This is a genomic window from Bacillus sp. AK25, from assembly GCF_048270685.1.
Classification (GTDB): Bacteria; Bacillota; Bacilli; order Bacillales; family Bacillaceae; genus Bacillus; species Bacillus altitudinis.
Genome location: NZ_JBLUWC010000001.1, coordinates 3,349,170 through 3,374,132, shown reverse-complemented (window position 1 = coordinate 3,374,132; position 24,963 = coordinate 3,349,170). Strand labels below are relative to the sequence as shown.

Sequence of the window (24,963 nt, the reverse complement as noted above, 5' to 3'; positions counted from 1 at the left end):
TGTTTATTTTAAAAATTTGCGGACAATGTCGAGTCCGTTTTTCGCATTTGGATAGCGGAAAGAAAAATCAAAGCGATTGGTCTGGCGTAGGACGCTTTTTTCATGTGTAAAGGTGAAAAAGCTTTCTTTTCCATGATATCGTCCGATGCCGCTTTCACCAACGCCTCCAAATGGTAAATATGGAGTGGCGACATGCATCAGCGTATCATTGATGCAACCCCCGCCAAATGAGAGGTTGTCTAGAATATAGGCTTCTGTTTTTTTATTCGTTGTAAATAAGTAAAGAGCGAGCGGCTTTGGTCTTGCCTTAATCATGTCAGCTGCCTCTTGAAGAGAGTCAAATGTGATGACAGGCAAAATAGGTCCGAAAATTTCCTCCTGCATCACAGGATCTTCCCATGTAATATGATCTAAAATGGTCGGTGCGATTTTGAGCTCTTGTTCATTGCGCTGTCCACCTGTCACAATCGTGCCATTTGAGAGAAATTTTGAAAGTCGATCAAAATGACGCTGGCTGACATTTTTTCCGAAATGCGGATTTGTTTCAGGCTGGTCCCCGTAAAAGTCACGGATACAGGTCGTCATTTCACGTAATAGGTCCTCTTTGATCGATTCATGAACAAGTAAATAGTCTGGTGCAATGCATGTTTGACCAGCATTCGTGAATTTACCAAAGGTGATTCGTTTTGCAGCGAGTTTGATGTCTGCATCAGGCATGACAATGCATGGACTTTTTCCGCCGAGCTCAAGTGTGACAGGTGTGAGATGTTTTGCGGCCGCTTCCATGACGACTTTGCCGACGGCTACACTCCCAGTAAAGAAAATATAATCAAAAGGCAGTTTCAGAAGCTCTGTGCTGACATCCACACCGCCTTCAACGACCGCTGCAAGATCTTCTTGAAACACGCTTTCCACAATCGTGCCAATCACGTTTGAGACGTGCGGCGTTAATTCTGACGGTTTTAAAGTAACGGCATTTCCCGCAGAAATGGCTCCAACTAATGGCGAAAGGGCCAATTGGAAAGGATAGTTCCAAGGGGCAATAATTAGAACACTTCCGTACGGTTCCTTAATGATCATACTTTTTGATCCGATATGGGTCAGAGGTGTTTTCGCGCGAGATGGTTTGGCCCATTTGTGAAGATGTTTGACGATATGATTGATCTCTTCATATACCATGCCAATTTCTGTTGTATAGGCTTCCTGTTCGGATTTATGTAAATCATGGACTAAGGCTTGTAAGATGTCCTTTTCATGATGTTTAATGGCTTTTTTTAAATCGTTAAGAAGACGGATTCGATCTTGAACCGCTGGTGTTTGCACGTTTTTTTGTTTGTGAATGAGTTCAGTGAGTTTGCTCATCTTTCAGTCCTTTCAAAGACGATATTGTTTCTTTTTTATTATGTGTGAATCTTGGGTAAGGGTCAAATAAGAGGAACAGAAGCACACAGCTTTGAAAAAATGAGCCCATTCGGTTTGTTCATTTGGTAAAATAATGTTGGAAAACGAATTTTTTAGATTGGAGGGTCTACCCTTGAATATTCATATATCAAGTCTGCTTCAAAAAATGGAGGAAGCCATTCAAAAAGCAAAACAAAGTGGAAATGATGAAGAGGTGAAACGTCAAGCGGCGGTCATTTCTTCACTATGTGATGTCATTCTCGACACATCATCACAGGTGCAAATGCCGCAGTCTTCGGTTATTTCACCACCTCCATCTATACAGACACCATCTGCACCGGCTGTGTCTACGGATCAAGCCATGCTAGAGAAATTGATGGGCACTAGCGGTGCAAAGAAATTTCAGCATAAAGAAGAGGGTCAACAAGAGAAAGATGGCAACGGTGACTCTATTTTTGATTTTTAATGGTCTTGTCACGACAAAGGGAAGGTGATCGGGTTGAAACTATTTTTGGGCGCCATTCAGTGGATGGCATTTTTTATCGCAGCTTCTATTGCTGTGCCGATTGCGATTGCACAAGCATTTGAATTAAATCAAGTGCAGTCGGCGGAACTGATTCAGAGTACATTCTTTTCACTTGGACTTGTGGCGATGGTGCAGTGTTTATGCGGTCATATGCTGCCGATCAATGAAAGTCCAGCAGGGCTGTGGTGGGGGGTATATACCCTTTATGCAGGCATGACAGGGACGATTTTTGCTACATATCCTGAAACCTTGCAAGCGTTACAAGGGGCGTTAATTTTTAGTGCTGCGTTCTTTTTTATTTTTAGTCTTTTTAAAATCATTAATTGGCTTGCGTCTTTATTTACGCCGGTTGTCACAGGTATTTATTTGCTGCTGCTTGTTGTGCAGTTAAGTCAGCCAATCATGAAAGGGCTGATGGGGATCGGCTATCGGGGAAATCAGGTAGATGGGCTTGTCTTTTGTCTATCGATCTTGATTATTGTCATCACCTTCATGATCAGCCGCTCAAAATGGCATTATTTAAGACAGTTTTCTGTGTTATTTGCACTTGCAGGCGGCTGGCTGTTATTTGCTTTACTCGGACTAGCGAAGCCTGTTCGCATTCCTGAGCAGATCATTGAGTTTCCAAAACTGTTTCCGTTTGGCATGCCGGTCTTTGACAGTGGACTGCTTGTCACGTCCTTTTTTATTACGATCTTACTCATTGTGAATATGTTGGCAAGTATTCGAATTGTGGAAAGTTCCGTCAAGGCATTTGGTGAACTGCGTGAGCGGAAACGAGCCAGACCGGCTGGTTTTGTCGCCGCATTTGGTCATTTGCTGAGCGGACTGATTGGTGCGATTGCGCCTGTTCCTATTTCAGGGGCAGCGGGTTTTATACAAACAACCAAAATTCCATCGAGAAAGCCATTTTTCCTTGGCAGTCTGCTCATTGTCCTCATTAGTTTATTTCCATTATTGATGAGCTTTTTCTCTGCATTGCCTTCACCTGTGGGGCTGGCTGTGAACTTTGTGGTGTTCTCTTCTATGATTGGGATTGCTATGTCTGAATTCGATCAGTATGAAAAAGAAGACATCCCGCGCATTCGATTTGTGCTTGGCATCGCTGTTTTAGCAGGCGTGGGCGCAATGTTTGTGCCGCAGGGGGCATTGAAAGGCATGCATCCTGTGCTGATTTCTTTATTGAGCAATGGTCTTGTGCTTGGCACGCTGATTGCAATTGTGGTCGATCAAGTGCTGCTGCGAAAGAAGAAGAAATCCGACAATCTCGTGTCAGCATCATAGGAAAGTTGAATGTTGGATAATACCCGCGCTATGATAAACATAATTGACGAGATAAGGAGAATGACGAATGAAACTATTTTTCATATTAGGTGCCATTAACGCCATGCTTGCGGTTGGTCTTGGAGCCTTCGGTGCACATGGACTGGAAGGGAAAATTCCTGAAAAGTATATTGAGATATGGAATAAAGGGGTTCAATATCAGATGTTCCATGCCATTGGCCTGTTTATTGTCGCCTTTCTGGCAGATAAGCTGTCAGGTGTTTCCCTAGTGCCGACCGCTGGCTGGGTGATGCTGGCAGGCATTCTTTTCTTCTCAGGAAGCCTTTATGTGCTTGCCTTGACTCAGGTGAAGATATTAGGTGCCATTACACCAATTGGCGGAGTGGCATTTATCGCTTCTTGGATCATGCTAGTGATTGCAGCAGCAAAAAATTTATAAGCTAGGAAAACCGATGCTCTCATAGGGGCATCGGTTTTTTTCTTAACTCCAATAAGGAGAATAGTTCGGAGGTGCTTGATAATAAGGTACATAGTGGGAAGGGGGGACAGGGTGAGTTTGTGCCTCTTCCTCCCGGTGGCAGAAAGGTCCGATAAACACACCAGGCTTCACAGGCTGCGTCGCCTGTTTCCACTGCGTTTCGTTCATGCAATAAGTATGTGCCATGATGTGAGAAGGCGTGAGGGTTAGAAGGTCTGAACCTAAGATGACTTCTGGTGTCGATGCGTTAAAAATGGCTAACAAATGGGTTTTGTCCTGTAAGGCGACTTCGTAATGCCACCAGCCTTGTGGCACATTGGCTACCTGCCCGGGGGTAATGGTGTAGGTGGACAGCTTTTTTGTAAAAGGGTTCAGCATGGATACAGCAGCAGAGCCGGCGATACAATAAACAAGCTCGGCAGCATTTTGATGATAATGAGGCTCTACTACTTTGCTTTTACTCAAATATATATCCAGCAGAGATACTTGATCGAGCGAATTTAATTGTTTTTTTCCTAAAACATTAATCAGGTTGTGTTGGTCATATTTCACAAGGGGGCTTTGATTCAAATCAAATGAATATTTGACATTCGGCGATGTATAATCCAGCTCAACAGTCATTGATGTCACCTCTAGGCGTTTAATAAAAACTACTAGGCATCTTATGAGCCTTCCCCCGAAGGTGTGTCAAAAACCTAGACAAAAGAAAAAAGCAAGGGCGTCTGCACCTTGCTGTTGATATGAACTTGAGGTTATCTCGGAGAATACGTAGACATCGAGTATGGATAGTCATATTGAATTTCCCCATCAAACGTAATGTAATCAAGATAGATCGTTAACAATAAGTATCGTGTCCCTGTTTTGTTATCACTGATGATAATGTGATCACGTCCTGCGGCCTCAATGACCCCTCTAAAAATCTTAGAGTTCCATTCTTTACTTGCCTCAAACGTCATATAGATCGTGGCTACTTTGCCGCGGTTTAATCGTAAAATATTTTCAATATAGGACTGCTCAAGCGGCAGCTGACCGGTGACGTTCTGCTGATAAATCGGTCCAGAAGGAATTTGATAGGGCTGCCCGCCACTTTGCCCACCTTGGCCTCCTTGTGAAGTACCAGTAGACGGCATTGGCGAATACCCCTGCTGCATTTGACCTTGCATTTGACCCTGCGTTTGGGGAGGGACTGAATAACCCATCTGCTGCGCAGGATACGGATTTGCTCCATATTGTTGCTGGCGAAAATCTTGACCTTCGAAACCCGAACCTTGCCCAAATTGATTTTTCAATTTCATAACGTTCCTCCTCTTTCCTCATGGTGTTCTAAACAGAAGGCAGAAAAGCGCCTGTTGTTTCCATAGCATTCTTTTTCTCTTTCACACTATGAGACAGGAAGAGAGAATATGTACATTGAACGAAAAAAAGGAACTGCTTTGTGCAGTTCCTCAGTATTCAGACAAACCCCGTATTCGTACTGCCTAGACTGCAAAGGTTTCCAACAATCTAAGGAATGCCTCTTTACATCAACCAATTCATAGCTCGCTGGACGTCATAGAGAAGGGTCATAATGAGAAAAAATAAGGCGATCGGTGCGATGGCAATGATAAAGGCCTGCCATATTCTCAGCTTCATCACAGCAACAAGGCCTAAAACAGCCATCCCAAATATCCATGCCTTGGTATACGCATCAACCAGTGGTAAAACGCTGAGATAATACCATACTTCATAGTGCTGGTCTAAATAGGGTGAGATTTTCACAAATGTATACGGACCAAGTAACCCCACAGTAAAAATCCAAGTAAGAGCAAATAAGGTGGAAGGGAAAATGACCGTCAGTGTGCAAGCTTTAAGCACATCTCGATACGGCGCTTTACTGCCAAAAAACAGTCGTCCTAACCACTGTAAAATGAATGAACCGAAAAATAGAAGAAAATTGCCTACTAAAATACCAAAACCTGCTCCGTGTAACAGAATAAAAGGATATGGAATATGATTGCCCATATACTCACTAAAATACCCTTCGTACATCCAGCTTGTACCAGCGATACTTGCAAGGAGTATCATCAGCCACATGGGAATAGAGGTATGTTCATATGAGCGAATAATCGTTTTTGTCGCGACAAAAATTTTAAAGAATCGAAAAAAACCTTTTGCTTCCTCTTCTTGGGAGAGATCACTCTTCATATACTCCAATGTTCTTTACTCCTTTAATACACATAAATGATTACTTATATTACCAAAATTTTTACGTTTTTCAAAGATAGATCATGAAAAAAATCCAATTTTATAAAAAATAGGTCACTCTACAGTCTCTTTAAGAGGAGACACATATGATAACCATAGTTTAAAAGAGACCGAGGTGAAAACATTGACGAAAGTAACGGTCATTATGACGAGCTACAACAAAGCGGCCTACGTTGGCAGATCAATTGAAGCGGTGCTGCAGCAGACCTTGTCAGACCTTGAACTTTTTATCATGGATGATGGATCAAACGAACAAACCCTTGCTGCTATTGAGCCTTTCCGTAAAGATCCACGCGTCCATTTTATCCAAAGCGGGGTGAAAACGCTGGAGGAAAGAACGGCGAAAACACGCTATGCCGTCCTCATTAATCAAGCATTAGAACAGGCAAAGGGCGAGTATATTTCCTATGCCACAGATGACAATGTCTATGCACCAGACCGTTTAGAGAAGCTCACGAAATATTTAGATGCTCGTCCGAATGAAGAAATTGTCTATTCTAGTTCAAAAGTTATCTATTTAAATAGCGAAAAAGAGCCAGTAAAGGAAACGATTCGACCTGCGCAAACGGTGCAGTGGAATGCACCTTGTGCCATTGATCACTGCTCGGTTGTACATCGTGCATCCATTTTAACAAAGATTCGTGCTGAGTTTGGATCCTACTGGGACGAGAGTCCGCATTTTTATCGAATAGGGGATGCCCGGTTCTTTTTTAGATTAAATCACTTTTATCCGTTCTACCCTTTTGATGAGGTATTGGATACAAACTACATCACAGAACAGTCTATTCATTATCAGTTGGCAGAAGAAGAGAAAAGCGATTTTATTCAAGCACTTCCTCCGCAGTCTACCTGCAGGGAGCTCCGCCATATATTAAAACAAAGACATGGGAGGTGACCTTAAGTGTCGCATTATATTCATCATTATTGGCAAGTGTACTTTGAGTATGTGAATCTGATGAAAGACTTATCCTATCGCCACATACCCCTTGGATTAATCAGTAATTTTTATCAATACATCAGTCCTGAAGTGAGGGAACGTATGGAAGATGAGGCGTTTGGTGAAGAGCTGACAACGACTTGTCCAAAGCCGCAAGACATTCAGCCCTTTTTTGATCAGCATAAACAGCAAATCAAGCGTACCCCTTATCGTCCGAGTCATGGAAAGGTGCTGCTTCACTTTGAACACTTACGTTTTACTGAACAAAATTACACGCGGTTTCATCCGAACCAAACAGTGGTGCTCGCGCGCTGGAAGAAGGCTGATTATTTCGGATTACCGGTGATCAGCAAGCCGGAATTAGCCGGAGAGGTTAATAAAGAAGCCCATGTTGAATATATTGAAAAAGCAAATGCTCTATTGAAACCTTACGCCCAGCATCCTGTCTTTGGCAATGTCTTTTTTAGAGAAAAGCTTCGGAAGGACATTGTGCAATTTATTGATGTGATTGACCAAATAGAAACGCTATTTGAGATGCAGCCTATCACAGCTGTAGTGGTTGGTACGACGGAGGATGCTTATAGCCGTGTGCTCGCCTTGCAAACCGTGAAGCGCCATCTCACAAGTATTTGTCTTCAGCACGGTGCGCTCATGGGAGACGAAGCCTTTTTGCCGATTTTCACCACCTGCCACGGAGTGTTTGGAAAATATGAAAAGGACTGGTATGTAGATAAAGGCTGTCAGCCTGAGCAGGTGGAGATCACAGGTCACCCGAGATTTGATTTGGTGCAGGAGCGAACACCGCTTCAACAGGAAGTGGTCTTTCGTAAATTGAACTTCAACCCTGCCAAAAAGACTGTGCTCGTGGCGACACAGCCGTTTTCAGAAGCCTTTTACGGTGATATTCTTAAAACGATTGCAAAACGGAAAGACATTCAGCTGATTATGAAGCCGCACCCGTGGGAAATCGCTCGAAATCGTTTAAATGACTATACAGCGATTGAGCGCGCGGGGAACCATGTGAGATTAATTAAAAAAGAGATCGACTTGTATGACCTCCTGCCGTATATGGATATGGTCATTACGCTCACATCAACAGTTGGTCTGGAAGCAATGCTCTTTAAAAAGAGTGTACTGATTGGAAAAATGACAGAAGGCAGAAGATACCCTTATTACGAGTCGCTTGGCAGCTGCCACATGGAAAACCCTATTGAGCTGGCCGAGAAAGCGATCCGTATTTTATCGGATGAACAAGAAATGAAGCTGGCGAAACAGCAAGGGGCTCGTTTCATTCAAGAACATTATCCGCATGCACAATCGACCGATGTTCTGCTTTCTCTGCTCAAAACAAAAACAGGCGTGGATTTTCAGAGATGAAGATAGGGGTGTGCAAGCGATATGGGACAAAAGAGAGCACAATTTCTTCCTTATGCACTGCCTTTTATTGAACAGGAAGAAATTGATGAAGTCATTGGAACATTAAAGTCCGGCTGGTTGTCCACCGGACCAAAAGTGAGACAGTTTGAAGAAGAGTTTAGGCAGCTGACTGGAGCGAAGCACGCAATAGCAGTGAATTCATGTACAGCTGCTCTATTTTTAGCGTTAAAGGCGAGAGGCATTGGAGCTGGTGATGAGGTCATCACAACGCCTCTGACGTTCTGCGCAACAGCCAATACGATCATCCATACGGGGGCAGCCCCTATTTTCGTGGATATTGATCCGGCGACACTCAATCTAGATGCGAAAAAATTAGAAGCGGCCATTACACCACATACGAAAGCGGTTGTCCCTGTACATTTTGCTGGTCAATCGTGTGATATGGACCAAATTTTAGCGATTGCCAAGAAGTATGATTTGTTCGTGCTGGAGGATGCCGCTCATGCCCTTTATACGACCTATCACGATCAACCGATTGGATCAATTGGTGATGCGACCGCTTTTAGCTTTTATGCAACGAAAAACATAGCGACTGGTGAAGGCGGCATGCTGACGACAAATGATGATGCCCTTGCAGCTAGAATCAGAAGGCTGGCGCTCCATGGCATGAGTAAGGGAGCGTGGAATCGTTATGGAGAAAAGGGAACATGGTATTACGAGGTCGAGGAACCGGGCTATAAAATGAACATGTTTGACGTGCAAGCATCGTTAGGGCTCGTTCAGCTAAGCCGGTTGAAGGAGATGCAGACACGCAGAGAACAGATTGCGAAGACATACAATCAGGCATTTCAATATGAAGCTGGTCTCATCTTGCCGCCTGTACATGATGAGGGAAGACATGCGTGGCATTTATATGTGCTACAAGTTGATCCAAAAGAAGCACTGATCACACGCGATGACATGATTGATCAGCTGCAAAAGGAATATAAAATCGGCACGAGTGTTCATTTTATTCCCGTTCACTTGCATCCATATTATCAAGAGACCTTCAACCATTCACCAGAGGATTTCCCTGAGGCACTCACTTATTACAAACGAACGCTTTCGCTCCCGCTCTATCCAAGTATGACAGATGAAGATGTGCAGGATGTCATCACCGCAGTCGTGTCAATTTTAAAAGACAAGAAGGCCTCTTCATGAAAGTCGTTCATGCAATAGACGATCAGGTGCTGGCAACTTGGCTGAAAACATATGGTCATGAAGCGGAACGCATGGCAGGATTCAAGCAGTTTGCTCTTGTCAGCGGCGCTAAGCTCAAAGCAGTGCTGCTATACGAATGGTCCAAATGGGAGAGCGGCATTTTTGACAAGCATATTTTTCATGTGAAGTTTGTGGAAGCTGAATCAGCGCAGCTCTTTAAAGAATTGATGGAGAGATTCATCAATTGGATGAGAACAGAAAAATGTGATTTTTTCTTTTTACGTCTTGAGGCAGCTGATCTTGAAAAAAACCGCATTGTTCAAAAACTATCCCATGTGTATTATGTCGGTGGTCTCACTAGGCTTGAGGCACCGCCTGCTCTCATGGAGATGCCATCATCAGATCAAGATGTGGTGATGGGTGTGCCAGATAAGAAGGATTACGATGAGGCGGTCTTACTAGGTGATCAGGCTTTTGTGAAAAGCCGTTATGCCCTTGACCCATATTTAGACCAGCGTGTTGTTCAGCATTTTTATCAGGAGTGGATGAGAAACAACCTACTCGGACGCGCAGATATCAACCTCGTTGCTAAGGTAAATGTTGAAGTGGTTGGCTTGATTCAAGGTATGACAAAGGGGCATGAGATGGGGCTTGAGCTTTTTGCGATTAGACCGGATGTTCAAGGAAAAGGGATCGGAAAAAAGCTGTTTATTGAGATGATGAAAGTGTCTCATGACAGAGGGCATCACTTCATTTCTGCGGGGACACAGCTTCATAATACGACAGCCATCCAGCTGTACGAAAAGATGGGGTTTAGGACAACAAATGCCTTTTTGTATTACCATGTGTGGCCGAAAAAAGGAGAGAGGTAAGATGGCGCATTTCTATATCGGAGATCGCAAAGTGGGAGATGATGGGCCTGTCTTTATCATTGCAGAGGCAGGCATTAACCATGATGGCAAGCTGGATCAGGCACTTGCTTTAATTGATGTGGCAAAAGAAGCAGGGGCTGATGCGGTGAAGTTTCAAATGTTTCAAGCGGATCGGATGTATCAAAAGGAACCGGGGTTATACGAAACGGCCAAAGGAGAAGAAGTGTCTATTTTTTCTTTAGTGGAACAAATGGAGCTGCCGCCAGAATGGCTGCCTGTCTTATTGACACGTTGTAAGGAAAAAGGACTGATGTTTTTAAGCACCGTGTGTGACGAAGAATCGGCTGATTTATTGAATCAAACGAATCCGCCTGCTTTTAAACTGGCATCCTATGAAATCAACCATTTGCCTCTTTTGCGTCATACGGCTTCTTTTCAAAAGCCGATCATTTTTTCAACAGCTGGAGCCACCATTGCAGATGTTCATGAAGCATACGAAACGATTACGAGCCAGCAAAATAAGCAAGTCGCCATCATGCATTGTGTGGCAAAGTATCCAGCGCCTAGAGCATATACGAACCTGCGGGTGATTCAAACCTTAAGATCCGCTTTCCCTGAAGCAGTCATTGGCTTCTCAGATCATAGTGAACACCCGACGGAAGCGCCAGTAGCCGCTGTGAAGCTCGGGGCAGCAATGATTGAAAAACATTTTACAATAGATAAAACATTACCCGGAGCGGATCATTCCTTTGCTCTTGATCCTGAAGAATTAAAGGAAATGGTTCAGCACATTCGAGCGGCAGAAAAGCAGCGGAATCAAGCAGAAATAGACGTTCATTCATTACCAGAGGAGCTTCTTGGCAGTTCTTATAAAACGACAACAGCCATTGAAGGACAGATTCGAGAATTTGCGTATCGAGGAATTTTTACGACAAAAGGCATTGCAAAGGGTGAGACCCTCACGTCAGAAAATGTAGCCGTGCTGCGCCCCGGACAAAAAAATCAGGGATTGCATCCGCGATATATGCCAATTTTACTTGGCACAAAGGCTGTGAGAGACATCCCAGCTCATACAGGCGTTTCGTGGAAAGACGTACTCACGCAGGAGTCTCATGATGATGCATGATGTGCTTTTTGTCATTCAGGCTAGGATGGGGTCAACAAGACTGCCCAAAAAAGTGATGAAACCGATCGGCGGCATGGCGCTGATTGATTTGATTGTGGAGCGGGTGAAGCAATCAGATGATTACCATCACAACATGCAAAACCTTATGATTGCCACAACGGTCGAGCCAGAGGATGACTATTTGGCTCAATATTGTATGTCAAAGGGCTATAAGGTGTTTCGAGGCAGTGAGGCAGATGTGCTTGAGCGGTTTGCGCAGATTGTCCGCCAATTTGAACCTAAAACGGTCGTACGTTTAACGGGAGACAATCCATTTATAGATCCTTCGCTTTTGTCGAAAATGCTTGAAAAACATAGACAGGAAAAGGCTGATTACACATATACGAACGGAACACCACTCGGTATTTCCGGGGAAATGATTGAAGCATCTATTTTATGTGAAATCGACAAATTTCCCCTCACTTATTCAGAACGTGAGCATGTCACGCTGTATATCAGAAAGCATCCCGAGCAATTTTCCCTTCAATTATTCACACCGCCCAAAGAACTTGCATATCCTGCTTATCGATTCACGATTGATACAGAAGAAGATTATGTGTTTGCTACCCGTTTACTAGAGAAAGCTGGTGGTTCTATTGCTGTGCCGACAGCTGAGCTCATTTCCATCTGTGAACAACATCCAGACATTGTTCGTTTGAATCAATCTGTGAGACAGAAGGATGCTGAATGAACAAAAAAATCATGATTGTTGTTTATGGTGGTTTTTTAAGAGGAATGGGTCATGTCGTCAGAATGAAACGTTTGGCAAAAGAACTGCTTCAAGAAGGGAACGACCTATATTTCTATACAAATGATCAGATTTGTGTAGAAATGCTTTCGCACCCAGAGTGGTACGTTCACATGGTGCATGAGTCGAATGCGCTTCTCCAGGTCCAACAAGACATCAAAAAGCTAAAGCCTGACCTTTTAGTCATAGATGTGCTTGATTGTGATCTTCAGTTTCTTCAAACGATCAAAGACTCCTGTGGCAGTGCGAGGCTGGTCTTATTTGAGGAAAAAAGAGAGGAAGCCTGTCAGCTTGCAGACACGGTCATAAACGGCATTTATGGCGGTCTGGACGGGAAGCACGAGCAGCTTAATGGCACGGCTTTTTATCATGGAACGCCCTATTTATTGTTAGATCACGAGATTAATCGATTCAAAGACACATATGAGGTTCGGAAAGAATGTAAAAAGGTGGTCATCAGCCTTGGTGGCAGTGATCCGTGCGGCCTGTTATCAAAGGCTGTATCGGCGCTTCTTCAAACAAATCACCTAGACATTTTAGCGGTCGCAGGAAAAGCCTCTCACATCAAAGAGCAAGTAGAGGCGGAACATATCCAATTCATTCAACATACAGATCAACTACCGGTTCTTTTATCAGAAGCTGATGTGGCTATCGTAGCAGGCGGTATGACGTTATATGAGGTAATTTGTATCGGGGTGCCCAGCATTGTCCTATCGCAAGTAGACCACCAAGCAGTGACAGCGAGCATGTTTGCGCAAAAAGGAGCTTGTTTTCACCTTGGATTAGGTGACCTTGTGGAAGAAAAAGACCTGTTGCAAGCTGTTCAAAAACTGTCTGACAGCTATTTTCTCCGCAGAAGCATTCATCTTAATGGACGTTCACTCATTGATGGAAAAGGAATCGAACGAGTGAAAAACATTCTTATACACCTCATGAATTCACACCAAAAAGAACATAAGGATGTGTAGATGTGAAGGGAGTTATTTTAGCAGGAGGAAAGGGATCACGGCTGGCACCATTAACGAAGATTTTCAACAAACACTTGCTGCCGGTTGGTCCATACCCGATGATTTATTGGTCATTATTCAAACTGAAAGAAGCAGGAATTGTAGATGTGATGCTGATTTCACAGGAAGAACAAATTCCGTTGTTTCAAAAGTTACTGGAAGATGATCGTGAACTTGGGATGAACATTGTGTATCAAGTACAGCCAGAAGCGTCTGGTATTTCCGATGGTTTATCCTATGCAAAGCCCTTTGCTCATGGGGAAAAATTTGTGCTGATGCTTGGTGATAATGTATTTGAAGATTCATTACGCCCTTTTGTCGACGCCTTTAGGCAACAAGAAAGCGGAGCCAAGGTTTTATTGAAAGAGGTGGCAGATCCAAAACGGTTTGGCATTGCAGAAATTGATCCTGCTCATCATCGAATTTTATCAATAGAAGAAAAGCCAGAGCATCCGAGGTCATCTTACTGCGTCACGGGCATCTATTTTTATGATCAAGACGTCTTTCAATATATCGAGGAAATCTCGCCGTCAGATCGAGGTGAACTAGAGATTACTGATGTGAATAATCTCTACATCTCAAATAGCCAGCTGACCTATGATATGTTAAAAGGGTGGTGGATTGATGCAGGAACACATGAATCTCTCCACGAAGCATCTACAAAAATGTTTGAAATGATGAAGGAAAAAGAGGGATACGAATGACGAAGTCTTATTTAATTACAGGTGGAGCAGGGTTTATTGGACTGAATTTTGTGAAGCTGCTGCTTCAAGAATCCGATGTCCGGCTTACCGTATTTGATAAATTAACATATGCCAGTCATCCAGAGGAGATGGAATATTTATCAAAGCTGCCTCATTTCCGTTTTGTCCAAGGAGATATCACGCTGCAAGACGAACTAGATCAAGTATTTGATGAAGCCTATGATGCCATCATTCATTTCGCAGCAGAATCACATGTCGATCGCAGTATTCAGTCAGCAGAACCCTTTATCCAAACAAATGTCCTTGGTACCTATCGTATGCTTGAAGCTGTCTTAAAGGGAAAGGCGAAAAAACTTATTCATATTTCCACAGATGAAGTATATGGAGATTTGGAGCCGAATGATCCTGCTTTCACAGAACAAACACCACTCTCACCGAATAATCCTTATTCAGCAAGCAAGGCAAGTTCAGACCTGCTTGTGAAATCTTATATCCACACCCACCAACTACCCGCCATGATCACAAGATGCAGCAACAACTACGGACCTTATCAGCATGAGGAAAAATTAATCCCAACCATTATTAGAAAAGCGGTCAATGGTGAAAAGATTCCGATTTACGGAGACGGCCAGCAAATCCGGGATTGGCTGTATGTAGAGGATCATGCGAGAGCCGTAAAACAAGTAGTAGAAAACGGAACAGCCGGTCAGGTGTACAATATTGGCGGCGGCAACGAGAAAACAAATCTTGATTTAACCAAAACCATTCTCACACATCTAGGCATCTCTCATGACCAAATCGCGTTTATTCAAGACCGGAAAGGGCATGACAGGCGGTATGCCATTGATGCCAGTAAGCTAAAAGAAGAGCTTGGCTGGGTGCAGGCAACTTCATTCGAAAAAGGTATCGAAAAAACGATCGATTGGTATCATGCCAAATATGATCAAAGTGAAGAAGGGTGACCGATGAAAGTTTTAATCACCGGTGCAGGCGGCCAATTAGGGAAAGAATTGACGAAACAGCTGAAAGAAAAAGACATCACCGTCATTGCTTTAACAAGGAGTATGCTGAATATCGCAGATCAACAGGCAGTCAGACATGCAATGAGACATTTCCGTCCGGATATTGTTGTCAGTGCGGCTGCTTATACGTCTGTGGATCAATGCGAAACAGAAACGGAAAAAGCCTATCTTGTGAATGGGATTGGCGCCTACTATACAGCCCTGGAGGCTAAGAACGTAGGGGCAGATGTGTTACATGTCAGCACAGATTATGTATTTGATGGGCAAGCGGATACCCCTTACCAAGTTGATGCACAAGCAGATCCACAAACCATTTATGGAAAGAGTAAAAAACTTGGAGAAGAATTGATTCATCTTGTGTCAGATGAAGTGAAGATCATTCGGACATCGTGGCTTTATGGACATGAGGGACATAACTTTGTGAATACCATTCTTCGGCTGGCTGAAACGAAGGATCATTTGCGCATCGTCAATGATCAGTTTGGGTCTCCTACTTATACAAAGGATGCCGCAGAAGCTTTGATTCACTTGTTTGACCAGAAAGCAGGTATTTATCATGTCAGTAACCGAGCAAGCTGTTCATGGTTTGACTTTGCGACAGAAATTGTAGCAGCAAGCGGTCTGTCTACGATAATTGAGCCCATTTCCACTGAAGAGTATGGCTTCCAAACACCTCGGCCCGCCTACTCTGTGTTAGACCTGCAAGCGATTGAAGCGACAGGCTGGAAGCCAAGACATTGGAAAGATGCACTTCACGAATACTTGCAGAAAGAAGGGAGATTCGAGCAGCATGATTGATGGTGTACAAATGAAAAAACTCATGAAACATTGTGATGATCGCGGCTTTTTCGCAGAGCTTATTCGAGATGACGAACCGATGCTGAAGCGCTTTGGGCAGGCGTCGTGGTCGAAAAGTTTCCCAGGAGTCATCAAAGCCTTTCATTATCATGAAAAACAAGACGATGTTTGGTTTTTCCCAGCAGGTCATGCACAGGTCGTTTTATACGACTTGAGAGAGGATTCTCCGACAAAGGGTCAAACCGATGTGTATTATATGGGAGAAGACAATCCGATGCTGCTCCTCATCCCAAAGGGAGTTGCCCATGGCTACCGCGTATTAGGGGAGACGCCGCTGCAGATTGTGTATTTTACAACAGAATCGTATGACCCAAAAAACCCAGATGAGAAGAGAATTGCGTGGAATGATGAGGCAATCGGATTTAATTGGGAAACGACATTTAAATAGAGAAGAGAGGCCTTTCGCAGGAGAAAGGTCTTTTTTTGTTGAAATACATTCTATATGTGTCATTTTATGTATATTGATGAAAAGGGATGTGGATGAGTTTGTCTAAAAGAATTGCATTTGTAACAGGGGCAAGTACAGGCATTGGAAAGGCAATCGCAATAAAACTTGCCGCTCAGAGCGATATGAAGGTGATCATCAACTCTAGAAATATGGCCTCACTTGAACAGACGAAACAGCACATTCAAGATATGACAGAAACAAAGGAACCGCTGTCTCTATTCTGTGGAGATATGTCGCTTGAAGCAGTGAGATCGGAAGCCTTTGAGAAAATAGAAAAGGAGTTTGGCAGACTCGATGTGCTAATCAATAACATTCCAGGAGGAAAGCCAGATACATTTGATTCATGTGAACCTGACCAGATGCTGGCTGCTTTCTCCCAAAAAGCCATCGCTTACGTCGATACAATGAAGCGTGCAGCCGCATTGATGAAAAGACATGAATATGGACGGATCATTCAAATTGTCGGGAACCTGTGGAAGGAACCTGGTGAACAAATGTTTACGAATAGTATGATGAATGCAGCGATTATTAATGCCAGTAAAAATGCAGCCACACAGCTTGCGTCGTCTAGTATTACGGTGAATTGTTTAAATCCAGGTTTTATTGCAACCGATCGGTATGAACAATTTATCGGCAATATGATGACGAAGCAGGGAGTGTCACGAGAGCAGGCTGTACAAGCTGTCGTATCAGGTATCCCAATGCAAAGAGTGGGCTCAGCGAGTGAGATGGCGTCATTGGCAGCTTTTATGGCATCAGAGGAAGCTTCTTATATCACAGGTCAACAAATCTCCGTAGACGGTGGAACGATGAAAAGTATATAAACTGAAAAAACCCGCTATAGGCGGGTTTTTTGATGAAATCGAATGGGGAGGATGGACAGGCGATCGATAAAGAGAGCAAGCTCCTCAATCGGGGCAACCATGGAAATGCGTACATGACGGCTTCCATTGGCTCCAAATACTCCTCCAGGCGTGACGACAACATCGGCATGTTCGAGTAAATAGTCAGCAAAGGCATGAGAATGTTCAAAGTCATCAGGAATCGGAGCCCATAAATAAAAGGCACCGGGTGGACGTTCGATTGTCCAACCAAGCTTTCTCGCCGCTTGACGGATGAAGAAATTGATTCGTTCAAGGTATATCGCCTTTAATGATTGAATATGACAGTCATCACTTTGCAAGGCAGCAGTTGCAGCGTGTTGAAATCCGCCATACATACTGACAAACACGTGGTCTTGGAAGGTGTTGATGGCTTGGATGATCTCCTCATTTCCAACAGCAAAAGCGACTCTCCATCCTGCCATATTAAATGTCTTTGATAGAGAATATAATTCCACTCCTACACTTTTCCCGAGAGGAGTATTCATGAAGCTCACGGGTGTTTGTTCATAATGAAATGAACCATAGGCGAAATCATGAATAACATACAGCTCGTGAGCGGCCGCAAAGGCAGCAACCTCTTCGAAAAATGCCTCATTTGCGACAGCACCCGTGGGGTTATTCGGATAATTCAAGAACAGTACTTTTGCTTTTTTGACTATGTCAGGATCAATTGAGGAGAGATCTGGTAAATAGCCATTTTTCTCTTCAAGTTTGATACTGTATGGCTTGGCGTCTGCCATCAAAATGCCTGAATGATATTCAGGGTATCCTGGATCGGGAACGAGTGCGATATCTCCTGGATCAAGCAGACACTGACTCATGACATACAGCCCCGTTTTTCCGCCAGTGAAAAGAGCAATTTCCTTCTGCGGATCAATCTCAGCACCGAATTCCGATCTATAAAAATCTGCAATGGCTTGTTTGAAAAAGTCAAAGCCTCTAAAAGGGGCATATTGTTGAAATGGCAAAACACCCGCTGACTCCTGTAGGGCACTCACGATATGGGCAGGAGTTGGTAGATCAGGGTTTCCCTGACCTAGATTCATGATGTTTGCTCCGTTTTTTGTCTTTTGAGCTATTTTTTCAAAGACGGTGCCGAATTTCTGTTCAGGCAGCCGTTCAATCATTTTAGATGCTAACATTTTCACCACAGCAGCCTCTCTTTCTATCCCTTCACTAATTCATCCATTAACTGAATCGTTGCCTGTTTCTGAATGTTGCGGATGGACGCGGCAACGTCTTGTGAGGATGATCCTTTTAATTCAAGAGATACGATTCCATTAAAAGCTTCAAATAAAGCAAGATCCACCATAGTCCCTTTGGTAGGGAATGATTGACTGACAATCGCAGTATCTCCAACGAATGCCTCCTCTGGAATAGACACATGATCAATGGTGATATGTGTGGCTTCAGGTGGGATAAGCCCACTCTCTTTAAAATGCTGAGGGTACAGGTGGCAGTCCGCTACATAAAATGTATGTCCAGAAAGCAGCTGTTTTGGCAGTACAGCCTTCTTTCCATCAACTAATACATCAATCAATAGCTTGGCCATATCGACGCCAAAGACCTTTTTAATATTCGGGATCATATTCCAGCCAGCGAATCGAGCCGCTGATTCGATCAGTCCAGTTTCTCGATTTTTCATGAGTTTGATTTCTGTATGGGTTGCACAATGTTCGAGACCTAGTCCTTCATTTGCCTTTCTTGCTGCTTCAATGATGATCTGCTTGGCTTCATTGTCTAAGATCGTCGGAGTGATATGAGCCGTTTCTGTAAAGCCGATTTGAGGGGTTTTATCATGTATGACAAAAGGGAGATATTCCCCATCTACGACCAGCCCTTCTACACTGACATAATCAGCATATCCTTCATCTTCATACCAATCTTCGTAAGCACCCTCTAAATACGTTTCAGCGACAAACGGTGCTTCATACGTGACAGCGTCTGGGACTGGTATGGTTTCCAAATACGATTGTACTTGTAAAAACAGATCATCATTTCCAGCCTTGTCATGAAACAAGGTGACGCCAATAGAACTGGCTAAATATGTAGGCTTTAAAATGAGCGGTGTTCCGATAGACTCAATGGCTTTTTGGAAATCAGATAAAGTCGTGACAGGCTGAGTTTTCACCGCTTTGACACCAGAGGCGTTGAATGCAGCCCTCATTTGGCTTTTATCACGCGCCATTTCGGCTGCCTTGACACCGGCACCTCGCAGACCGAGACGTTCAGCGGCCTTTGCCATCGGTGCAATGAATAATTCATTATTGGTCGTGATTGCATCTGCTTTGAAAAAGGAAGCCACTCGAATGAAGTCTTCCACAACTTCTTCTTCTGATTTTGGATAATCATCATGTGCCCAGTAAATAGAATCAGGGTGTTCAAAAGAAGGGTGTGTCTCAAAATAATCACGGTCTTTGATGACGGCAATGGAGTATTTTTCGATTAGCTCGGCATGTCCCTTTGTAATCGCGAAGGGTCTTGGGATATAAGAAACGATATGGTATGATGCCGCCACGCTTTCATAAAACATATGGGGCGGGCACCCACCTAGATCAGCAATGACAAGTACAGTTTTTTTACTCAATGAAAGCACTCCTTTTTATCTAGCGGTGTAACCGCCATCTGCAGTGACGACACTTCCAGTCATATAGCTGGATAGGTCAGAGGCGAGAAACAGCATCACGCCAGCAATTTCTTCAGGTTTTCCAAGCCGTAACATAGGATTCACCTTTGCTTTTTCCTTTTTGACGATCTCGAGACTTTCTGTGTGATTGTCTAAAAAGGACTTTTCATTTAGTGGCGTATCAATGATGCCAGGGGCAATACAATTTACCCTGATTTGATGAGCGGCATAGTCAATGGCCATTGATTTGGTGAGCTGAATGACACCGCCTTTTGTTGCATTGTATGCAGGAATGTCAGGCCAGCCTACAAGACCTCCGACAGATCCAGTATTGATAATACTTCCACTCTTCTTTTCAAGCATATGCGGTAATGTATGTTTACTCATGAGAAAGACGCCGGTCAAGTTGACCTGAAGAATACGATGCCAATCCTCCAGTGCCATCTCATGAATGGGTGAGACAATTTCGATGCCTGCATTGTTAATGAGGACATCAATGGCACCGAATCGGCTCAGCACGCTCTGAACGGTTTGGTGACAGTCAGACTCCTTCGTAATATCTGTTTTAAAAAATGCAAGGTGCTCATGCGGCAATGATTCAATAAGTTGGTTGCCGCTGCTTTCATTGATGTCAGCGACAGCTACTTTTGCTCCATGCTCGAGGAAAAGCTTGACGGCAGCAAGCCCAATCCCCGACGCACCTCCTGTAATGAGGACAACTTTTCCGTCCAGCTTCATTTCTTCACCTTAGATGCTTTTGGTTTTAAGCGATTATAGCGAGGAGGGAAGAAGAGATTAATAGACTTTGATGCTTCTGGCTTTGGATTGATGGCCCCATGATCTTCCCTTGGGTCACAGAAATAGGTGGTGCCAAATTCCATCTTTTCTGTAAAGCCTTCGATCGTCATATCATACCCTCCGCTGATGCAAATGCCGATTTGTTCATTTCTATGTTTATGAAAAGGCATTTCTCCGCCGTTTCCAGGGATATTGGCAATCATCAGCTCCATCCAATCCTCCACAAAAAAAGTCACTTCCATGCCAGGGAGTAAATCCCGTGTTTTGAAAATGTCTAAGAAATAATTGGGGGGCGCTGTATATTCTTCGTCATCCTTTAATCTCTTAATATCAATGGCGATCACTTCTTCATCTGTCAGATTTGAAGCGCCGTGAGGGACAAACGGTGGTGCGATATAGGCTGATTCTAAAGGGGTGAGCAGTTGAGTCGATTGGCCGACAGTCATTTGAAGCTCCCCTTTTAATACAATACCGATTTGTGCTTCGGGATGTTCGTGAGGTTTAATGATCGTGCGGGGAGGGACGTATGAAATTAACACTTCCGTATCGCCTCTTACAGTGGAATATTGGATAACGCCATTATCCCATTCTAATTTTTTCGCTTGAGGAAAATATCGTTCTTGCGTCTTTTGTTCAGTTTGCATCTTACATCTCTCCTTTTCCGAATATGGACCAGCTCATGGGTATGCTTTTAAACGTTCGAATGAAGATGAGGCCATATGTGGCTCTTGCCACCTCATTCGTTAAAGCAAAATCAAATTCGCCGTCCCTTACTTTCTGCGCGGCAGTACTTGTAGAATTAACAAGTTCAAATTCAGCATTTTGGTGAATGAAATATTGAATTAAATTGACAGGTGCAGGATGTGAGACAATTTTTAAATGGTGGAGCATTTGTTCATTGAATGGGAAATCAGGTCTGACAGCCAACCCATACATGGGCGTGTCACATCTGAAAATTTGTAAAAGCTGTAGATCTGGTCTCATGTAGAAGTGTTTGATGCCTTCATATGCGTGTGGAACGAGAGTAAATTGAAGTGGTTGAGAGAGAGTATGTTCAATGCAAGTTTCGAATGTGTCATAAAGGGATAGTTTCGTATGAGTGCCAAGTGTAGTGGTGGATTGAGAGATGAAATGTTTTGCTGCGTATTCACTGCTTGTCCCCTTAGGGCCTAGTGTGTTGACTGTAAACATCTTGGGTGAAGGGATAGGCTCTTCTTTGAAATGAAACACATCATCATTCTTTAGGATCATGTTTACCATCCAATCTTTTTCAAATTTTTACTAGATTATAAAATTTAAAATTGGTAATTGTCAACAAATTTTATAAAAAATGTAATATACGATGATATTAAAAATTGATCTAAAAAACTGCACATATCGAGATGTGCAGTGAAATGTGCTTACGTTTCAAGTGTAGTTGGCTGTTTTTTCTGTAAGGCGCGTTCTCTTTTATAGCTGCCGAAGCTGATGATAAAACCAACAAGTGTGATCAATGCACAGACAAGACCTACCGTATGATATCCGAAATGGACATAAACGGGTCCCATCAGTGCGGAACCGAGCATAACAGCAAGGTTGGAGGCCAGGCTGTAAAAAGCCATCACTTTCCCGCGATGGGTTTGAGAGCAGTCGCTTAGAACGGTGCTTAGAAGCGTGACAGATAAGCTTTGCATAGCACCCCAAATAAATAGGGCGAAAATCAGCAACATCCACGAGAATGGCGCATAAGGAAGCAAGGCTAGAACAAGCGCAATTCCCCCCAGCACGAAGACAAGGGAACGGGTTTTACCGAACCAGTCTGCTAATTTTCCAGTAAACATACTCATAGAAAAGCCGACGCCATAAGCCATAATAAGAAGTCCAGCTGTTGATTGTCCGCCATCAAACAGACTTTGCAGATAAGCACCTAAAAACGAGTACATGCCGTAAAATCCAAGCATATTGCAAAACGTCACAGTCAAATAGGCAGGCACACGATCAATTTTCAAAGCCTCCCATAAAGAGCCTGTTTTCTCTCTAGCTTGAGGTGCCTTCGGATCGGCTGCTCTGACTTGTTTTCTTGATTCAAGGATGACAAGCAGCAGGACAATGAGACTCATCATAGCGAAGATCCAAAACGTCCAGCGCCAGTTTAAACTCTGGCCGATAAAGGCGCCAATGGGCACACCAAGGACAAGAGAAAGAGACCAGCTCGATACAATGAGTCCCATCACTTTGCCGCGATATTCGTATGGAACCCGGTCGCCCACAAGAGCATAGGCTGTTGGCACAAATACACCAGTTGCCAGCCCTGAAATAGCACGGCCTGCAAAAAACACGGCCAAATTTGGGGCAGCAGCACACATCACTGTTCCGATGAAAAAGAAGGACAGCCCAATTATCAAACACAGCTCTCTTGAATATCGGTCCCCTAAAGGAACGAGTAGCGGAGCTCCAACCAGCACAGCTAACCCATAAATGCTGATGGAAAGAGCCAGAACATCAAGAGAGTGCTGAAAGGAGTTTGATAAATCAGGCAGCAGTGGTGAAATCACCAGTTCCTCCGATCCCGCCGCAAAAACGCCAAGTGTGAGTGCAATGGCAAGTGTGATGGGAAATGTTTTAGAAGCCTGGCTGTCTAAAGATTCTTTCATCAAGTGATCCCTCCATACTTGCTTTTTCATTCAATTCCGTTAAAATAAATTCTACCATTATTTAGTTTTATTTTACATTTCGTATCATAAGTATCATCATAAAATACTTTTCAAATGGAACGATTTTGGGATAGGAGCGTAACGAATGAAAATCACCGATGTGGATGTGCATATTTTAAACGAATTGAGAGAAGATGCCCGCTTATCAATGAGGGAATTGTCCAAACGAGTGAATTTATCGGCGCCTGCGGTAGCAGAAAGAGTGCGAAAACTAGAGGATGCAGGGATTATCGAAGGGTATTCTGTTCAAGTCAATTATAAAAAGCTGGGTCTGATGATAGACTGTTTACTGGAAGTCACCGTATTAAATGGGGAGTATCAGCGTTTTGTGACATTTATGAACCAGCATCCACGTGCGTTCTTTGCTTATCGAGTGGCAGGACAGTCCTGTTTTTTCATTAAGCTGTCTGTTTCTTCTCTTGAAGAAATTGAAGCCTTTATTCAAGATGTGTCTGGCTTTACAAAAACGGTCTCCCATATTGTCTTATCAGAGCATTCCTTTACCCATCCCATTCAGGAACGTGTGAAACAAATAGAAGAGCCAGAAATGACCGTGGTGAAATAGAAAAAGGACCTGCCCTCAGGTCCTTTTTCCTCTATACTAAGATATTCGTATAGTAATCATTTGTGATTAAAGGAGTTAAATCTTTTGAAGCTTTTAAAAGTAATAGATTACGCATCATTAATGGATATGCACAGAACAAGAAGCAAAGAAAGTCACTATAATCATTTGCCTATTGACGTATGTGATAGGGATCTTTTTTTTAGTGCTCAGCCAATCGATTTAGAATTTCACATCAATAACCATACAGCAAACTTAAAAAGTGGAATCTTTTCTTTTCATTCAAGCATCAAATCTGGTGAAGATAAGAATGACAAGGTTTCTGGGGAAGTGTTTTTACGACAAGAGTCAAAGCACAAGCCCAATGTAATCTTCATACATGGATGGCGGATGGATTCATACGACAGAATCAAGAAGATTTATCACGATAAGATCGTTAAAAATTATGATTGGAACATGTATTACTACACCCTGCCTTATCATTTCGATAGAGAACCACAAAATTCAACATATTCTGGTGAACACATGATTAGCGCCAATATCAGTCGAACAGTGCAATCCTCCCAGCAAGCTATTGTTGAACTTAGAGGGCTGATTAAATGGATCAAGGAAAACGAAGGTGGAAAAATAATCGTAGTTGGCATTAGTTTAGGAGGGTGGCTAACAAACTTATTAGCAACCGTCGAGAAAGATGTGAATATTGTTGTATCAGCTTTTTATGCGAATAATATTGCGCATTCCATCTGGAACACTCTTCCTGGGAAGTATATACGAAGAGATCTGGAGGAACATGGAACAACGTATGAAGAACTCGACAAAGCTTGGGATATTATGAACCCTAGTAAAGCAACACTTCTCGTAGACAAAGAAAATGTACTCTTAATATCAGGAAAATATGACATGTATATCGACATAAACGATGCTGATACGCTGTGGAATAGCTGGAATCAACCTAAAAGGCACGTATACAGTTGTGGGCATGCTGGAATTGTACTATCTAGAAATAGAATAGCAGCCGACACACTTCAATTTATTGAAAGTAGGCTAAAGAAATAAAATGATGTCCATCTTAACAGCATTGTTGTGGGCCATGAGTTTAGTTTTGTTTCTTACTTATCCTGAAAATGAA

At 43.2% G+C, this 24,963-nt stretch carries 27 protein-coding genes; 17 read left to right on the top strand and 10 right to left on the bottom strand.

Going from position 1 to position 24,963, the window contains the following annotated elements; genetic code table 11:
- Positions 1–3: 3 nt before the first annotated feature.
- A complete protein-coding gene (locus ACNO7B_RS17490) occupies positions 4–1,362 on the bottom strand; it encodes an aldehyde dehydrogenase (RefSeq protein WP_035702455.1) in 1,359 nt (452 codons plus the stop codon).
- 172 nt (positions 1,363–1,534) lie between these two features.
- Between ACNO7B_RS17490 and ACNO7B_RS17485 the strand changes: the two genes are divergently transcribed.
- The 3 genes from ACNO7B_RS17485 (at position 1,535) to ACNO7B_RS17475 (ending at position 3,650) form a co-directional block, all read left to right on the top strand.
- Positions 1,535–1,867, top strand: a complete 333-nt coding sequence (locus tag ACNO7B_RS17485) for a YwdI family protein (RefSeq protein WP_008343634.1) — start codon at positions 1,535–1,537, stop codon at positions 1,865–1,867.
- A gap of 33 nt (positions 1,868–1,900) precedes the next feature.
- Positions 1,901–3,211, top strand: a complete 1,311-nt coding sequence (locus ACNO7B_RS17480; protein WP_007497786.1) for a purine/pyrimidine permease — start codon at positions 1,901–1,903, stop codon at positions 3,209–3,211.
- A 67-nt stretch (positions 3,212–3,278) separates the two neighbouring features.
- Complete coding sequence (locus tag ACNO7B_RS17475; RefSeq protein WP_003215282.1) at positions 3,279–3,650, top strand: DUF423 domain-containing protein; 372 nt, start codon at positions 3,279–3,281, stop codon at positions 3,648–3,650.
- 42 nt (positions 3,651–3,692) lie between these two features.
- On the opposite strand, the gene ACNO7B_RS17470 is transcribed toward ACNO7B_RS17475, so the two are convergent.
- From ACNO7B_RS17470 to ACNO7B_RS17460, 3 genes are all read right to left on the bottom strand, one after another.
- Entirely contained in the window at positions 3,693–4,310 is a 618-nt protein-coding gene (locus ACNO7B_RS17470) for a cupin domain-containing protein (RefSeq protein WP_007497783.1), read from the bottom strand.
- 131 nt (positions 4,311–4,441) lie between these two features.
- Entirely contained in the window at positions 4,442–4,984 is a 543-nt protein-coding gene (gene gerQ / locus ACNO7B_RS17465) for a spore coat protein GerQ (protein WP_007497781.1), read from the bottom strand.
- Between the two features lie 223 nt (positions 4,985–5,207).
- Entirely contained in the window at positions 5,208–5,882 is a 675-nt protein-coding gene (locus ACNO7B_RS17460) for a YIP1 family protein (RefSeq protein WP_007497779.1), read from the bottom strand.
- Positions 5,883–6,057: 175 nt separating this feature from the next.
- Here ACNO7B_RS17460 and ACNO7B_RS17455 point away from each other — a divergent pair, with 175 nt between their 5' ends.
- The 12 genes from ACNO7B_RS17455 (at position 6,058) to ACNO7B_RS17400 (ending at position 17,095) form a co-directional block, all read left to right on the top strand.
- Positions 6,058–6,828 (top strand): glycosyltransferase family 2 protein, encoded by a 771-nt coding sequence (locus ACNO7B_RS17455; protein ID WP_017360119.1) that lies wholly within the window; start codon positions 6,058–6,060, stop codon positions 6,826–6,828.
- A 6-nt stretch (positions 6,829–6,834) separates the two neighbouring features.
- Positions 6,835–8,247, top strand: coding sequence for a CDP-glycerol glycerophosphotransferase family protein (locus ACNO7B_RS17450; RefSeq protein WP_417901770.1), 1,413 nt, complete (start codon positions 6,835–6,837; stop codon positions 8,245–8,247).
- A gap of 21 nt (positions 8,248–8,268) precedes the next feature.
- Complete coding sequence (locus tag ACNO7B_RS17445) at positions 8,269–9,447, top strand: DegT/DnrJ/EryC1/StrS family aminotransferase (protein WP_017368269.1); 1,179 nt, start codon at positions 8,269–8,271, stop codon at positions 9,445–9,447.
- Positions 9,444–10,319 (top strand): GNAT family N-acetyltransferase, encoded by an 876-nt coding sequence (locus tag ACNO7B_RS17440; protein WP_417901769.1) that lies wholly within the window; start codon positions 9,444–9,446, stop codon positions 10,317–10,319. Before ACNO7B_RS17445 ends, ACNO7B_RS17440 begins: the two co-directional genes overlap by 4 nt.
- 1 nt (position 10,320) lies before the next feature.
- Positions 10,321–11,445: an N-acetylneuraminate synthase family protein gene (locus ACNO7B_RS17435; RefSeq protein WP_025208172.1), complete on the top strand. Its 1,125-nt coding sequence runs from the start codon at positions 10,321–10,323 to the stop codon at positions 11,443–11,445.
- Positions 11,435–12,175, top strand: coding sequence for a cytidylyltransferase domain-containing protein (locus ACNO7B_RS17430; protein WP_017360114.1), 741 nt, complete (start codon positions 11,435–11,437; stop codon positions 12,173–12,175). Before ACNO7B_RS17435 ends, ACNO7B_RS17430 begins: the two co-directional genes overlap by 11 nt.
- Positions 12,172–13,200, top strand: coding sequence for a glycosyltransferase (locus ACNO7B_RS17425; protein WP_417901768.1), 1,029 nt, complete (start codon positions 12,172–12,174; stop codon positions 13,198–13,200). The genes ACNO7B_RS17430 and ACNO7B_RS17425 overlap by 4 nt, the downstream gene beginning before the upstream one ends.
- Before the next feature lie 2 nt (positions 13,201–13,202).
- Positions 13,203–13,943 (top strand): sugar phosphate nucleotidyltransferase, encoded by a 741-nt coding sequence (locus ACNO7B_RS17420; RefSeq protein WP_417901767.1) that lies wholly within the window; start codon positions 13,203–13,205, stop codon positions 13,941–13,943.
- The gene (gene rfbB / locus ACNO7B_RS17415) at positions 13,940–14,905 is read left to right on the top strand and encodes a dTDP-glucose 4,6-dehydratase (RefSeq protein ID WP_417901766.1); all 966 of its coding nucleotides are present in this window, start codon (positions 13,940–13,942) and stop codon (positions 14,903–14,905) included. Before ACNO7B_RS17420 ends, rfbB begins: the two co-directional genes overlap by 4 nt.
- 3 nt (positions 14,906–14,908) lie before the next feature.
- Positions 14,909–15,763 carry a dTDP-4-dehydrorhamnose reductase gene (rfbD, locus tag ACNO7B_RS17410; RefSeq protein ID WP_417901765.1) on the top strand — a complete coding sequence of 285 codons (855 nt, stop codon included), beginning with the start codon at positions 14,909–14,911 and terminating at the stop codon, positions 15,761–15,763.
- Positions 15,756–16,211, top strand: coding sequence for a dTDP-4-dehydrorhamnose 3,5-epimerase family protein (locus ACNO7B_RS17405; RefSeq protein ID WP_417901764.1), 456 nt, complete (start codon positions 15,756–15,758; stop codon positions 16,209–16,211). Before rfbD ends, ACNO7B_RS17405 begins: the two co-directional genes overlap by 8 nt.
- A 92-nt stretch (positions 16,212–16,303) precedes the next feature.
- A complete protein-coding gene (locus ACNO7B_RS17400) occupies positions 16,304–17,095 on the top strand; it encodes an SDR family oxidoreductase (RefSeq protein ID WP_417901763.1) in 792 nt (263 codons plus the stop codon).
- A 14-nt stretch (positions 17,096–17,109) separates the two neighbouring features.
- On the opposite strand, the gene ACNO7B_RS17395 is transcribed toward ACNO7B_RS17400, so the two are convergent.
- The 6 genes from ACNO7B_RS17395 to ACNO7B_RS17370 all read right to left on the bottom strand — a co-directional run bounded on the left by ACNO7B_RS17395 (position 17,110) and on the right by ACNO7B_RS17370 (position 23,212).
- Positions 17,110–18,303: an aminotransferase class I/II-fold pyridoxal phosphate-dependent enzyme gene (locus tag ACNO7B_RS17395; protein ID WP_198944895.1), complete on the bottom strand. Its 1,194-nt coding sequence runs from the start codon at positions 18,301–18,303 to the stop codon at positions 17,110–17,112.
- Between the two features lie 17 nt (positions 18,304–18,320).
- Positions 18,321–19,742, bottom strand: a complete 1,422-nt coding sequence (locus ACNO7B_RS17390; RefSeq protein ID WP_417901762.1) for an ATP-grasp domain-containing protein — start codon at positions 19,740–19,742, stop codon at positions 18,321–18,323.
- Positions 19,743–19,757: 15 nt separating this feature from the next.
- Positions 19,758–20,519 carry an SDR family NAD(P)-dependent oxidoreductase gene (locus ACNO7B_RS17385; protein WP_008343608.1) on the bottom strand — a complete coding sequence of 254 codons (762 nt, stop codon included), beginning with the start codon at positions 20,517–20,519 and terminating at the stop codon, positions 19,758–19,760.
- Positions 20,516–21,223 (bottom strand): cupin domain-containing protein, encoded by a 708-nt coding sequence (locus ACNO7B_RS17380; RefSeq protein ID WP_417901761.1) that lies wholly within the window; start codon positions 21,221–21,223, stop codon positions 20,516–20,518. The genes ACNO7B_RS17385 and ACNO7B_RS17380 overlap by 4 nt, the downstream gene beginning before the upstream one ends.
- Position 21,224: 1 nt before the next feature.
- On the bottom strand, positions 21,225–21,830 hold the full coding sequence (locus tag ACNO7B_RS17375) for a bacilysin biosynthesis protein BacA (protein WP_417901760.1): 606 nt from the start codon (positions 21,828–21,830) through the stop codon (positions 21,225–21,227).
- 149 nt (positions 21,831–21,979) lie between these two features.
- Positions 21,980–23,212: an MFS transporter gene (locus ACNO7B_RS17370; RefSeq protein ID WP_417901759.1), complete on the bottom strand. Its 1,233-nt coding sequence runs from the start codon at positions 23,210–23,212 to the stop codon at positions 21,980–21,982.
- Positions 23,213–23,357: 145 nt separating this feature from the next.
- Between ACNO7B_RS17370 and ACNO7B_RS17365 the strand changes: the two genes are divergently transcribed.
- Together ACNO7B_RS17365 and ACNO7B_RS17360 are read left to right on the top strand one after the other, a co-directional pair.
- A complete protein-coding gene (locus ACNO7B_RS17365; RefSeq protein WP_008343601.1) occupies positions 23,358–23,837 on the top strand; it encodes an Lrp/AsnC family transcriptional regulator in 480 nt (159 codons plus the stop codon).
- Between the two features lie 84 nt (positions 23,838–23,921).
- Positions 23,922–24,890 carry an alpha/beta hydrolase family protein gene (locus ACNO7B_RS17360; protein WP_417901758.1) on the top strand — a complete coding sequence of 323 codons (969 nt, stop codon included), beginning with the start codon at positions 23,922–23,924 and terminating at the stop codon, positions 24,888–24,890.
- Positions 24,891–24,963: the final 73 nt, after the last annotated feature.

Bases quoted from the DNA above. Each gene is read 5' to 3' on its own strand.
- ACNO7B_RS17405 (WP_417901764.1), top strand. From the start codon at position 15,756: ATGATTGATGGTGTACAAATGAAAAAACTCATGAAACATTGTGATGAT.
- ACNO7B_RS17375 (WP_417901760.1), bottom strand. From the start codon at position 21,830: ATGATCCTAAAGAATGATGATGTGTTTCATTTCAAAGAAGAGCCTATC.
- gerQ (WP_007497781.1), bottom strand. From the start codon at position 4,984: ATGAAATTGAAAAATCAATTTGGGCAAGGTTCGGGTTTCGAAGGTCAA.
- rfbD (WP_417901765.1), top strand. From the start codon at position 14,909: ATGAAAGTTTTAATCACCGGTGCAGGCGGCCAATTAGGGAAAGAATTG.
- ACNO7B_RS17445 (WP_017368269.1), top strand. From the start codon at position 8,269: ATGGGACAAAAGAGAGCACAATTTCTTCCTTATGCACTGCCTTTTATT.
- ACNO7B_RS17380 (WP_417901761.1), bottom strand. From the start codon at position 21,223: ATGCAAACTGAACAAAAGACGCAAGAACGATATTTTCCTCAAGCGAAA.
- ACNO7B_RS17370 (WP_417901759.1), bottom strand. From the start codon at position 23,212: ATGAAAGAATCTTTAGACAGCCAGGCTTCTAAAACATTTCCCATCACA.
- ACNO7B_RS17490 (WP_035702455.1), bottom strand. From the start codon at position 1,362: ATGAGCAAACTCACTGAACTCATTCACAAACAAAAAAACGTGCAAACA.
- ACNO7B_RS17475 (WP_003215282.1), top strand. From the start codon at position 3,279: ATGAAACTATTTTTCATATTAGGTGCCATTAACGCCATGCTTGCGGTT.
- ACNO7B_RS17385 (WP_008343608.1), bottom strand. From the start codon at position 20,519: ATGAAGCTGGACGGAAAAGTTGTCCTCATTACAGGAGGTGCGTCGGGG.
- ACNO7B_RS17440 (WP_417901769.1), top strand. From the start codon at position 9,444: ATGAAAGTCGTTCATGCAATAGACGATCAGGTGCTGGCAACTTGGCTG.
- ACNO7B_RS17365 (WP_008343601.1), top strand. From the start codon at position 23,358: ATGAAAATCACCGATGTGGATGTGCATATTTTAAACGAATTGAGAGAA.
- ACNO7B_RS17400 (WP_417901763.1), top strand. From the start codon at position 16,304: ATGAGTTTGTCTAAAAGAATTGCATTTGTAACAGGGGCAAGTACAGGC.
- ACNO7B_RS17425 (WP_417901768.1), top strand. From the start codon at position 12,172: ATGAACAAAAAAATCATGATTGTTGTTTATGGTGGTTTTTTAAGAGGA.
- rfbB (WP_417901766.1), top strand. From the start codon at position 13,940: ATGACGAAGTCTTATTTAATTACAGGTGGAGCAGGGTTTATTGGACTG.
- ACNO7B_RS17470 (WP_007497783.1), bottom strand. From the start codon at position 4,310: ATGACTGTTGAGCTGGATTATACATCGCCGAATGTCAAATATTCATTT.
- ACNO7B_RS17435 (WP_025208172.1), top strand. From the start codon at position 10,321: ATGGCGCATTTCTATATCGGAGATCGCAAAGTGGGAGATGATGGGCCT.
- ACNO7B_RS17430 (WP_017360114.1), top strand. From the start codon at position 11,435: ATGATGCATGATGTGCTTTTTGTCATTCAGGCTAGGATGGGGTCAACA.